9 protein-coding genes are annotated in these 12,758 nt (G+C 40.6%); all 9 read left to right on the forward strand.

Annotated features, from left to right (window positions below):
• Positions 1–4,039, forward strand: a 4,039-nt coding sequence (locus tag ADH52_RS04620; protein WP_049510380.1) for a ZmpA/ZmpB/ZmpC family metallo-endopeptidase, incomplete at its 5' end; no start/stop codon positions are given.
• Between the two features lie 152 nt (positions 4,040–4,191).
• Positions 4,192–4,884: a phosphoglycerate mutase gene (locus ADH52_RS04625; protein WP_000240129.1), complete on the forward strand. Its 693-nt coding sequence runs from the start codon at positions 4,192–4,194 to the stop codon at positions 4,882–4,884.
• A 114-nt stretch (positions 4,885–4,998) separates the two neighbouring features.
• Positions 4,999–5,700, forward strand: coding sequence for an ABC transporter ATP-binding protein (locus tag ADH52_RS04630; RefSeq protein ID WP_049487355.1), 702 nt, complete (start codon positions 4,999–5,001; stop codon positions 5,698–5,700).
• The gene (locus tag ADH52_RS04635) at positions 5,696–8,404 is read left to right on the forward strand and encodes an ABC transporter permease (RefSeq protein ID WP_162837227.1); all 2,709 of its coding nucleotides are present in this window, start codon (positions 5,696–5,698) and stop codon (positions 8,402–8,404) included. Before ADH52_RS04630 ends, ADH52_RS04635 begins: the two co-directional genes overlap by 5 nt.
• A 144-nt stretch (positions 8,405–8,548) precedes the next feature.
• On the forward strand, positions 8,549–8,818 hold the full coding sequence (gene rpsO, locus ADH52_RS04640) for a 30S ribosomal protein S15 (RefSeq protein ID WP_001018251.1): 270 nt from the start codon (positions 8,549–8,551) through the stop codon (positions 8,816–8,818).
• Positions 8,819–9,334: 516 nt separating this feature from the next.
• Positions 9,335–9,946: a CadD family cadmium resistance transporter gene (locus tag ADH52_RS04645; RefSeq protein ID WP_049487351.1), complete on the forward strand. Its 612-nt coding sequence runs from the start codon at positions 9,335–9,337 to the stop codon at positions 9,944–9,946.
• Between the two features lie 495 nt (positions 9,947–10,441).
• Positions 10,442–10,720 carry a TIGR04197 family type VII secretion effector gene (locus ADH52_RS04650; RefSeq protein ID WP_049487352.1) on the forward strand — a complete coding sequence of 93 codons (279 nt, stop codon included), beginning with the start codon at positions 10,442–10,444 and terminating at the stop codon, positions 10,718–10,720.
• Positions 10,717–11,076, forward strand: a complete 360-nt coding sequence (locus ADH52_RS04655; protein ID WP_049487353.1) for a DUF3958 family protein — start codon at positions 10,717–10,719, stop codon at positions 11,074–11,076. The genes ADH52_RS04650 and ADH52_RS04655 overlap by 4 nt, the downstream gene beginning before the upstream one ends.
• A complete protein-coding gene (locus tag ADH52_RS04660) occupies positions 11,066–12,709 on the forward strand; it encodes a T7SS effector LXG polymorphic toxin (protein ID WP_049487354.1) in 1,644 nt (547 codons plus the stop codon). The genes ADH52_RS04655 and ADH52_RS04660 overlap by 11 nt, the downstream gene beginning before the upstream one ends.
• Positions 12,710–12,758: the final 49 nt, after the last annotated feature.

The following is a 12,758-nucleotide window of genomic DNA, read 5'->3' on the forward strand; positions in this document are numbered from 1 at the left end:
TCAATCTGGAGCTATCGTCGAACCAGAACAGGTACCATCGAAACCATCTTATACAGGTACCCAATCCGGAGCGATTGTTGAACCCGAACAAATTGCCCCTCTTCCAGAATATACTGGCAATATTGAGCAAGCAAAACCAGAAAATCCGGCTGAAAAACCAAAAGAAAAAGATCCAGAAAAAACACTTGAATTAAGAAATGTTTCTGATCTGGAGTTATATAGTCAGACCAATGGTACTTACAAACAACATGTTTCTTTAGACAGTGTTCCAAGTAATATAGACACTTACTTTGTTAAGGCAAAATCGTCGTCATTCAAAGATGTCTATCTACCTGTCGCTTCAATAACTGCAGAAATAAAAAATGGACAATCCGTTTATAAAATCATAGCCAAAGCTGAGAAACTCCAGCAAGAGCTAGAAAATAAATATGTCGATAATTTCACCTTCTATCTCGCAAAAAAGGCCACAGAAGAAACAACAACTTTCACTTCCTTTAGCAACCTGGTTAAAGCAATCAACAAGAATCTCTCTGGAACCTATCATTTAGCGGCTAGCTTGAATGCCAACGAAGTGGAGTTGGGACCTGATGACAGATCTTACATCAGGGGCACCTTTACTGGTCAGTTGATTGGTGAAAAGGATGGCAAGCATTATGCTATTTACAACTTGAAAAAGCCTCTTTTTGAAAGCTTGAGAGGGGCCATAGTAGAAAAGTTGAGCCTAAAAAATGTCGCTATTTCAGGTAAAGATGATATCGGTTCACTGGCAAATGAAGCTACGGATAACACAAAGATTAAGCAAGTTCATGTCGATGGTGTTCTGGCTGGGGAACGTGGTATCGGTGGTTTGTTGGCTAAGGCAGACCAATCAAGCATCACAGAGAGCAGTTTTAAGGGAAGAATTGTTAATACCTACGAAACGACTGCTGCATACAATATTGGTGGTTTGGTCGGTCATTTGACAGGAGGCAGAGCTTCACTGACTAAGTCAAAAGCGACAGTAGCCATTTCCTCCAACACGAATAGTTCAGATCAGACTGTTGGTGGGCTAGCAGGTCTAGTAGACCAAGATGCGCATATACAGGATAGCTATGCTGAAGGTGATATCAACAATGTCAAGCACTTTGGTAGAGTTGCAGGTGTGGCTGGATATTTGTGGGATCGAAAGACGAATGAGGAACAGCATGCAGGAAGATTGACCAATGTACTAAGCGATGTCAATGTAACCAACGGAAATGCTATTACCGGTTACCACTATAATGAAATGAAGGTGGCTAATACATTCAGCAACAAAGCTAATAGAGTCTACAATGTCACCTTGGTCAGGGAAGAAGTCGTCAGCAAGGAATCATTTGTAGAAAGAGGAACAATTTTAGATGCTTCTGAAGTGACTAATAAAAAAGCAGAAATCACTCCTTTCACTCCTCCAACAGTGGAGCCCCTTTCAACAAGTGGTAGTAAAGAAAGTGATTTTTCTAAGGTGAATCATTATCAAGCTCAGCGCGCCTTGGCTTATAAAAACATTGAAAAATTGCTACCTTTCTACAACAAGGCAACCGTCGTCAAATACGGGAACCTGGTCAATGAGAACAGTCTTTTATATAAAAAAGCACTCTTGTCAGCAGTCATGATGAAGGATGACCAAGTCATCACAGATATTGTTTCCAACAAACAGACTGCAAACAAACTCTTGCTCCATTACCAGGATCATTCCTCTGAAACATTCCAGCTCAAGTACCAGACTGATTTTGCTAAGTTAGCAGAATATAGTCTAGGAGATACGGGGCTTCTCTATACACCAAACCAATTCCTGTATAATCAAGAAACGATTATCCAGCAAGTCTTACCAGAATTGAAGAAGGTAAATTATCATTCAGATGCTATTAGAAACACACTTGGTATTTCACCAAAAGTGAAGCAAACCGAGCTCTATCTAGAAGAGCAGTTTGCTAAAACGAAGGAGCATCTAGAAGACAGTCTGAGAAAACTCTTGTCAGCGGATGCTGGTCTAGTGGAAAACAATCAAGTAATGACAGGTTACATCGTAGATAAAATCAAGCGCAACAAGGAAGCCTTGCTTCTTGGCATGAGCTACTTAGAGCGTTGGTATAACTTTAGCTATGGTCAGGTTAATATTAAAGACCTGGTCTTGTATCACCTTGATTTCTTTGGAAAAGGAAATGCATCTCCGTTAGATACTTTGATTGAGTTAGGGAAATCAGGATTTAATAATCTGCTTGCTAAGAACAACGTTGATACTTATGGTATCAGTCTTGCCAGCCATCATGGAACGACAGATTTGTTTAGCACGCTAGAAAATTACCGAAAAGTCTTTTTACCAAACACTAGCAACAATGATTGGTTTAAAAAACAGACCAAAGCTTTCATTGTCGAAGAAAAATCCACTATTGCAGAGGTCAAAGCCAAGCAAGAGCAAGCAGGGACTAAGTATTCTATCGGTGTTTATGACCGAATTACTAGTAGTACTTGGAAATACCGCAATATGGTCTTGCCTCTCCTTACCTTGCCAGAAAGATCTGTATTTGTCATCTCAACCTTGTCTAGCCTAGGATTTGGCGCTTACGATCGCTACCGCAACAGCGACTATAAGGCTGGAGATGAACTCAATAAGTTTGTTGAAGATAATGCGCGTGAAACAGCCAAGCGTCAGCGAGATCATTACGATTATTGGTATCGTATTTTGGATAAACAGTCACGTGAAAAACTCTATCGTACGATCCTGCTTTATGATGCCTATAAGTTTGGTGATGATCATACTGAAGGAAAGGCTTCAACAATCGCAGACTTTGAGAATTCAAATCCTGCAATGCAACATTTCTTTGGACCAGTTGGTAACAAGGTAGTTCATAATCATCACGGTGCATACGCAACAGGAGATGGTGTCTATTATATGTCTTACCGTATGTTGGATAAGGATGGCGCTATTACGTATACCCATGAGATGACCCATGATTCAGATCAGGATATCTATCTTGGTGGCTATGGTAGAAGAAGTGGTCTTGGTCCTGAGTTCTTTGCTAAAGGCTTATTACAAGCGCCAGATCATCCAAATGATGCAACCATTACCATTAACTCAATCTTGAAACATTCAAAATCAGATAGCATGGAAGGATCCCGTCTACAAGTCTTAGATCCGACGGAACGATTCAAAGATGCATCCGATCTCCAGAAATACGCTCATAATATGTTTGACCTCATCTATCTGTTGGAATATCTTGAAGGGCAATCGATCGTTAAGAAACTGAATGTTTCTCAGAAAATGGAAGCTCTTAGAAAAATTGAGAACCACTATCTAACAGATCCAGCAGACGGAAATGATGTTTATGCTACTAATGTTGTGAAAGATTTGACTGAAGAAGAAGCCCAAAAATTGACTAGCTTTGAGAGTTTGATTGACAATAATATTCTTTCGGCTCGTGAGTATCAGGCTGGCACTTATGAGAGAAATGGCTACTTTACGATTAAACTTTTTGCACCAATCTTTTCAGCATTGAGCAGTGAGAAAGGAACTCCTGGAGATCTTATGGGACGCCGGATAGCTTATGAACTCTTAGCTGCTAAAGGATTTAAAGATGGTATGGTCCCATATATTTCCAACCAATATGAAGAAATTGCTAAACAAAATGGTCAAACAATCAACCTCTACGGTAAAAAGCAAGGATTAGTGACAGATAAGCTTGTTTTAGAAAAGCTATTTGGTGGTCAGTATTCATCTTGGGCAGCCTTCAAAAAAGCTATGTATCAAGAGCGCGTTGCTCAGTTTGATCATTTGACTAAAGTTACTTTTAAAGATCCGACGCAATCATGGATGAGCAATGCCACGAAAACCATTCAAAGAGTAAATGAGTTGCAAGAACTCATGGACCAAGCTGTTTTACAGGATGCGGAAGGTACGCGTTGGAGTGACTATAACCCAGAAACTGACAGTGCCGTTCATAAACTTAAGAGAGCAGTGTTTAAGGCCTATCTTGACCAAACAAATGATTTTAGAACCTCTATTTTTGCAAATAAAAAGTAATGAATTATAGAAGTTCCTAATCAGGATGAGAGGACTTTACTTCCTGACTGTCAGAACTTGTCGATTTTAACTAGCTTTTTTGTGAAAAATTGTGTAAAATAAAATAGATAAACGAGGGGAAACCTCGGAAAATTTAAAGGAGAATCCATCTAATGGTAAAATTGGTTTTTGCTCGCCACGGTGAGTCTGAATGGAACAAAGCTAACCTTTTCACTGGTTGGGCTGATGTTGATTTGTCTGAAAAAGGTACACAACAAGCGATTGACGCTGGTAAATTGATCAAAGAAGCTGGTATCGAATTTGACCAAGCTTACACTTCAGTATTGAAACGTGCGATCAAAACAACTAACTTGGCTCTTGAAGCTTCTGACCAATTGTGGGTTCCAGTTGAAAAATCATGGCGTTTGAACGAACGTCACTACGGTGGTTTGACTGGTAAAAACAAAGCTGAAGCTGCTGAACAATTTGGTGATGAGCAAGTTCACATCTGGCGTCGTTCATACGATGTATTGCCTCCAAACATGGACCGTGATGATGAGCACTCAGCTCACACAGACCGTCGTTACGCTTCACTTGACGATTCAGTTATTCCAGATGCTGAAAACTTGAAAGTGACTTTGGAACGTGCCCTTCCATTCTGGGAAGATAAAATCGCTCCAGCTCTTAAAGATGGTAAAAACGTATTCGTAGGAGCTCACGGTAACTCAATCCGTGCCCTTGTAAAACACATCAAAGGTTTGTCAGATGACGAAATCATGGATGTGGAAATCCCTAACTTCCCACCATTGGTATTCGAATTCGACGAAAAATTGAACGTAGTTTCTGAATACTACCTTGGAAAATAATTTGTAAAAAGAAAGCCTAGGAATACCTAGGTTTTTCTTTTTATTCTAGTATCCAACTCTTCGAAAAAGCGTTATAATGATATTAAGAAGTAGTTAAAGAAAGTGAGGTTGATGATGGCTTATATTGAGATGAAACATTGTTACAAGCGTTATCAGGTTGGGGACACGGAGATTGTGGCCAATCGCGATGTGAATTTTGAGATTGAAAAGGGTGAGTTGGTCATTATTTTAGGGGCATCTGGGGCAGGTAAGTCAACAGTTTTGAATCTCTTGGGTGGAATGGATACCAATGATGAGGGGGAGATTTGGATCGATGGTGCCAATATTGCCAACTATAGTTCGCACCAACGAACAAACTATCGTCGTGAAGATGTAGGTTTTGTTTTTCAGTTTTATAATCTAGTTTCTAATTTAACTGCTAAGGAAAATGTAGAACTGGCATCAGAAATTGTGACAGATGCCTTGAATCCTGAACAGGTCTTGACAGATGTAGGTCTGGCTCATCGTCTCAATAACTTTCCAGCCCAGCTTTCTGGAGGGGAGCAACAGCGAGTCTCCATTGCACGAGCGGTAGCTAAAAATCCTAAAATTCTCCTTTGTGATGAACCAACTGGAGCCTTGGATTATCAGACAGGCAAGCAGGTTTTGAAAATTCTCCAAGACATGTCTCGTCAAAAGGGAGCGACGGTAATCATCGTGACTCACAATAGCTCGCTAGCTCCTATCGCAGATCGGGTGATTCACATGCGTGATGCCACTGTTATGAGAGTAACAATCAATGAGCATCCACAGGCTATCGATACATTGGAGTATTAGCATGAAAAAAACATACCGAAAAGACTTGCTCCAGTCGGTGACTACTTCCAAGGGACGCTTTTTATCCATCTTGACCTTGATGATGCTGGGGTCTTTAGCTCTAGTAGGTCTCAAAGTGACTAGCCCAAATATGGAACGTACGGCTGAGGATTATCTCCGTAAGGCAAATACCTTGGATCTGGCCGTGATAGCTGATTATGGCTTGGACAAAGAAGATCAGGACGAACTAAAGACCCTTCAAGGAGCAAGTGTCGAGTTTGGCTATATGGTAGGCCTAACCGTTGAAAATAGTGAAGAAGCGATTCGACTTTATTCTAAGCCAGAGGGAATTTCAACTTTTCAAGTGACAGAAGGGCGACTGCCAGAAGCTGATGAGGAAATTGCCTTGGCAGATTTATGGAAAGACCGCTATCAAATTGGGCAGACTATCACCTTTAGCAAGAAAGAAGAAGGAAAGTCTGTTATAAAATCCCAATCTTTCACCATTACTGGATTTGTTCAGTCGGGTGAGATCCTTTCTAAAAAAGATTTAGGGAGTGCTAGTAGTGGAAATGGAAGCTTGGCTGGCTATGGAGTGATTGTAGCCAGTCAGTTTGACTCAGATGTTTATAGCATTGCGCGTGTGCGTTATGATGATTTAAAAAATTTGGATGCTTTTTCATCAGACTATAGAAGCAAACGAGATCAACACCAGGAAGACTTACAAAACTTGCTTGCCGATAATGGTCAAAAAAGATTGGCAAGTATCAAAGCAAATGGGCAAAAGAGCTTGGATGATGGAAAAGAACAGCTCCAAACAGCTGAAAGTAACCTTCAAAAAGGCAAGAGTCAGTTAGAACAGGCTGAAGGTCGATTGAAAACGCAAGAAGAACAAGTGACCGCTTTGCCTGAGCCTAAAAAGAGTCAAGCCAAGGAGCAATTGACAAAAACTAAGGAAGAACTGGCTACAGAAAAAGAAAAAATGGCTCAGACAGAGAGTAATCTAGCCAAGGAAAAAGAGAAGCTTGAACAACGCCAGAAAGAGCTTGATGAACTGGCAGAGCCTACTTACCATGTATACAACCGCCAAACCATGCCAGGTGGTCAAGGCTATCTCATGTACAGTAACGCTTCAGCAAGTATTCGTTCTGTTGGGAATATTTTTCCCGTGGTGCTTTATATGGTCGCTGCAATGGTAACCTTTACAACTATGACTCGCTTTGTGGATGAAGAGCGTACCAATGCTGGTATTTTCAAGGCCCTAGGTTACCAGAATAAAGATATTGTTGCCAAGTTTGTCCTCTATGGTTTTCTTGCAGGAACTGTGGGAACCGTTTTAGGAACGCTTCTAGGACATTATCTCCTTGCAGGCGTGATTTCGGATGTTATAACAGCTGGAATGGTCGTTGGGAAAAGTCAGGAGTATTTCTACTGGTCTTATAGCCTTCTTGCCCTAGCTTTAAGTTGGGTATCCAGCGTTTTGCCGGCTTATCTGGTAGCGCGGAGGGAATTGCACGATGAAGCAGCCCAACTTTTGCTGCCCAAACCTCCCGTTAAAGGATCAAAGATTTTGCTGGAACGCCTGAGCTTTATTTGGAGTCGTCTGAGCTTCACTCATAAGGTTACGGCGCGAAATATTTTCCGATATAAGCAACGGATGTTGATGACCATTTTTGGAGTTGCGGGTTCGGTTGCTCTCCTATTTGCAGGTCTTGGCATTCAGTCTTCTGTGGGAGGAGTTGTCGAGCGTCAATTTGAACAAATCCAGCAATACCAGATGATTGTAGCGGAAAAGAGCAGTGCAACGGAGCAAGAAAAAGCAGAACTAGAAAGTGCCTTGCAAGCTGAGTCTATCCATGCTTACCAAAAAATTTACTCTAAATCCATTGAAAAAGATTTCAAAGGAAAAGCAGGACTTCAGACTATCACCATAATGGTCACAAGCCGAGAAAATTTCAAACCCTTTATCGCATTAGAGGAAAATGGCCAAGAGGTGCAGGTCACAGATGGAGCAGTCGTGAGTCAAAAATTAGCTCAACTAGAAGGTATTACGGTTGGAGACAAGCTGGAGCTTGATGGGAAAGAAATCAAGGTATCGGCTATTTCTGAAAACTATGTTGGACACTTTGTTTATCTCAACCGAGCGACATACGAACAAGTCTACGGTACCAGTCCGAAAGATAATACCTACCTAGTAAAATTAAAAGAGCCAACACCATCCAATACGGAGAAAGAAGCTGCGGTCTTTATGAAAAAAACTGCTGTTTCTGGGGTGGTCCAAAATGCAACGGCTATCCACCTTTTTGAATCTGTAGCCAATTCTCTCAATAAAACCATGGCAATCCTTGTCCTTGTTTCTGTCTTGCTAGCCATTGTCATTCTTTACAATCTCACTAATATCAATGTGGCAGAACGTATCCGTGAACTTTCGACTATCAAGGTTCTCGGTTTCCACAATAAAGAAGTGACCCTCTATATCTACCGCGAGACCATGGTGCTATCCTTTGTGGGGATTGTTCTCGGTTTGGTAGCCGGCTACTATTTACATCAATTTTTGATTCAAATGATCTCACCTGCCACCATACTTTTTTATCCACGAGTCAGCTGGGAAGTCTCTGCTCTTCCAATCGTAGCAGTGACTGTGATCTTAGCCTTACTGGGTCTCTTTGTCAATCACCACTTGAGAAAGGTGGATATGCTTGAAGCCCTGAAATCAGTAGAGTAGGTCAATTTTTTAAAAAGTAAATCTGTTGACAAAGTCTCTGCTTCTTGGTAGAATAAGAACTGTCGTAAAGACAAATAACTTCTTCTTGGTTGCAGGCATGCCAACCTGTCACTCGGATGAAGCCAAATAAAAAGGAGAAACATCATGGCAATCTCAAAAGAGAAAAAAAATGAAATCATCGCACAATATGCACGTCACGAAGGTGATACAGGTTCAGTAGAGGTTCAAGTTGCTGTCCTTACTTGGGAAATCAACCACCTTAACGAACACATCAAACAACACAAAAAAGACCACGCTACTTACCGTGGATTGATGAAGAAAATCGGTCGCCGTCGTAACTTGCTTGCATACTTGCGTAAAAACGACGTTAACCGTTACCGTGAGTTAATCAACTCTCTAGGACTTCGTCGCTAATCTTGCGTCTAAAACGTTTCTATACTTCGTTGGCTTCGGCTTGATGTACCATTAGTACAATCTTCGCCTCGTCCGCCTAGTCTATAAACGTTTTATCCAGCAAGACTGGAGCTCTCTGATTTTCAGAGGGCTTTTTTATTGAGGTTTTATCGGTCACAATTTTGGAGACTACAAAAACAGTTTTCAGCATCTGGAATAACTGAATCGTGTTTTATCGGTCACAATTTTGGAGACTACAAAAACCTCAAATGGTATCAGCTAATGACACCATAAGGGTGCGTAGCTGTCTGTAAGCCCCCTCGGAGAGCCCACACTTTACGAAGTAAAGTATAGTATGTTATACTTTACATGGAAGTAGTCACCGAATTCCAGTTAGAAATTACTTTGTAACTACGTTTTGAGGAGGAGTAAAATGCTTTCCTACGTTCGACATTACCCACTAGCGATAGCTAAATTAATGTGTCTGTGCTCTCCTAAAATCTGCTGATTTATTACTGACTAATACAGGAGGTTTTTATGGGACAGACAATCATATCTGCTATTGGTGTTTATATTTCCACCAGTATCGATTATTTAATTATTTTATTTATTTTATTTGCACAGTTATCACAGAATAAACAAAAATGGCATATTTATGCGGGACAATATCTAGGCACAGGCTTACTTGTAGGGGCGAGTTTAGTTGCTGCTTATGTCGTTAATTTCGTGCCTGAAGAATGGATGGTTGGATTGCTTGGTTTAATCCCTATTTATTTAGGGATTCGCTTTGCAATTGTTGGAGAAGGTGAGGAAGAAGAGGAAGAAATTATTGAAAGATTAGAACAAAGCAAGGCAAATCAACTGTTTTGGACAGTTACATTGCTAACAATTGCGTCTGGCGGAGATAATTTAGGTATCTATATACCTTATTTTGCTTCGTTAGATTGGTCACAGACCCTCGTGGCTTTGCTTGTGTTTGTAATCGGCATAATTATCTTATGCGAGATTAGTCGGGTGTTATCCTCTATTCCGTTAATATTCGAGACAATTGAAAAATACGAGCGAATCATTGTGCCCTTAGTATTCATTCTACTTGGACTATACATCATGTATGAAAATGGCACGATAGAGACTTTTCTGACCGTGTAGATTTTTTTGTTTCACTAGGATTTTAGCCCGAGCTCAAATCAGCTCTCTGATTTTCAGAGGGCTTTTTATGTTGTCACTTTACCTCGCGATATACTCGAGTATAATCTTCGGTTACGGTTCCTAGCACTATAAGGTAAAATAAACCAGATTTTCTCCCTTCGTGTAGATTTTATCTTTTTTGCCAAGTGCTTAGTCCGTGTTCAATTAACAAGATACAAAGGCCGTGAAAAGCACAAAGCAAAAATAGGAAAAGTGACGAAGAAACTTCAGTTTCTAGGAGATTTTATCTTTTTTGCCAAGTGCTTAGTCCGTGTTCAATTGAGCATAGCTTGATAATGAAGCTAGTATAATTAGGTAGCTTTTTAGATATAAAACTATTTTATTATCTAAATATAGAATAAATTAGGGCTTGCATTCAAAACATGGTATAATAGGTCTATATAGCTAAATAAAGTAAACCTATCACAAGGGATTAAGAAAAAGGATAGAACAGTCATGTCAACAGTAAAAAGTGATCTAAATATTGCGCAAATATATGCGAGTCAGCTGAAAAATGCTTGTCAATCTTTAACAGCAATTGCTGTGGCTAGTCAAGATGATCGAACGACCCTTCAAGGGAATAACAAAGCCCATCAATGTCTGACAAAGTCTCAAAATCTAGCTAGTCAGATTTCGGCAGCCGTTACCCTGACTTCCGAACGACTGCACTCTATAGCGAGTGATTTTGAGGCGTTAGATGAAGCGGGTGCCAATGGTTTTAGGAGTCATGCATGAGCAAGTTGGATGAGTTGAAGAAAAGAGAGCGAGAACTCTTGTACCAGCTAGAAGACAATGGAAAAGAGAAATATCGCACCAAAGAACTGATAGAAACCTTTGAAGGGTATGATAGAGCTAGTCACCGTTATCAAAATGATTTGTGGGAGGCGGCCTATCAGAGCCGATATGCAGGACAGTTGGAAGAAACGCTCCTGCAAAGAAACCAACTTAAAAACCAAATTCTTGAGAAGCTCAGCTACCGCATGGATGATTTGAAAAAAGAAAAGTTCCGGTTAGAGGGAGACTTGGATGCGGTTTACTATGAAAGACGCAAAGAACTAGAAAGAGAGGAGGAAAAACGACATGGGCATTGATATGTACTTAGAACAATCACAACTACAAAGTTCGAGTGTAGCAACCATGTGCCAATCTCAGGTGGAGGCTTATCAAGACTTGCAATCAGCCATTCAAAAGTTTTCAGAGGATACAGAGAGTCTAAAGGGCGATGCTTATAATTCGGCTAGAAGTTTTTTTGCAAGTGTCTTATTACCCTTGAGCAAAGGGGGACAACTCTATGCAGAAACCTTCTCTCAAGCCATCAAGAAATTGCCAGAAGACTACCAGAGTATGGTCGACAGCAAGAGTTGGCGCGAGGATGATCTACTTGATAAGATCCGCCAGGAAGAGCAAATGATTGCTTATCTAGATGAAGTCAACCAATCCCTTTCTAGCTTGACTATGGATAGTGAAGAAAAGGGGAGATTGAGACGCAGTAATGTGGAACTCATGCGAGGACATCACGCCAATAAACGTGTCTATGAAACGATTTTGAGAGACCTGCGTGCCTATGATAGCTATTCAGGAGGACTCTTCGATGAACTAGACAGTATCGATGTGCAACTGAGTCGTGGACTGGCCCAGATTGAAACGAGTTGGGATGCAAAGACAGGGAGCTTTAAAATTCCATCTGACCTGACTTGGGCCAACTACCTATCTGCCTATTCTGACACAAAGGATATGAAACTCAGTCGTCAAGAGAAGGCCTTTGTCCAGACCATGATGGCAGAATATGGCTTTGATGCCGAGACAGCCCAACAGCTCTTGACAATCAAGCAAGGGATAGACAAGAAGTTCCCAACCTCAAGTCAAGAGTTCCGTGACTATATCTTTTTGCGAGTCATTGGTGCGGTCAACTATGATGGTTTTCAGTGGTACGAAACGGCGGGTCATTTGAAAAACTATTTTTATAACGTAACTGTTGGCAGTTCGATTACAGGAAAATCAAAGACAGTAGAAAAGCCGCTTCTTGAAATTTTTAAAGAACTTGGAATCAAAGATGAAACAGATGCAAAGAAATTGATTTATAATCTTAGACTGCAACATGAGATGGCTGGTGGGGAATATAGAAATACAGAGAGTTTAAAAGAAAATAATTCCAAACTATATCAGAATTATAAAGATAAGTACGAAAAAGTTTATGGTACTTCTGGTAACTTTGACCAATTTTGGGACGGCAAACTAAAGTCATACTCTAACAATGGAGCAGGTCACGCAGACTTTACCCACCAGTCCATTACCATGGCCACCCATCTAACTCCTAGCAGTTTCCAGTTATCCGACGTCTATGGCGGTAGAGAGCATGTCAAGGACCTTTCAGGTTGGGAGGGAGACACGACTAAAAATGCTACGGATAAAAAACCAAGCATTGGTGAAGATGACTATAAGGCAGACCTTGATTCAGTCAATCTTATCGCCCGTATGCAGAAGGGGCAATCCTATGACCAAGCCATAACTTCTTATTACTCTGACCTTCAAAAGGATTCGACTCAGAGAGAAAGAGAATTTTTGAAAAATAAGGACTGGAAAGAGGTTAGAAGTACTATTTACTCCAGTATTCTCCCATTAGAGATTATGGAAAAAGGGGAAGACGCTATTAAAGCATATATTGAAAGTAACTATCCAGGTGTGTCCAAGTTTTTAAATCGCTTGGAAGCCGTGGCGGAGTAGGAGGAAATCTATGAAGAAAATACTAGGTGTTTTAACAATAGTAGTATTA

The organism is Streptococcus pseudopneumoniae, from assembly GCF_001072665.1.
GTDB lineage: Bacteria > Bacillota > Bacilli > Lactobacillales > Streptococcaceae > Streptococcus > Streptococcus pseudopneumoniae_S.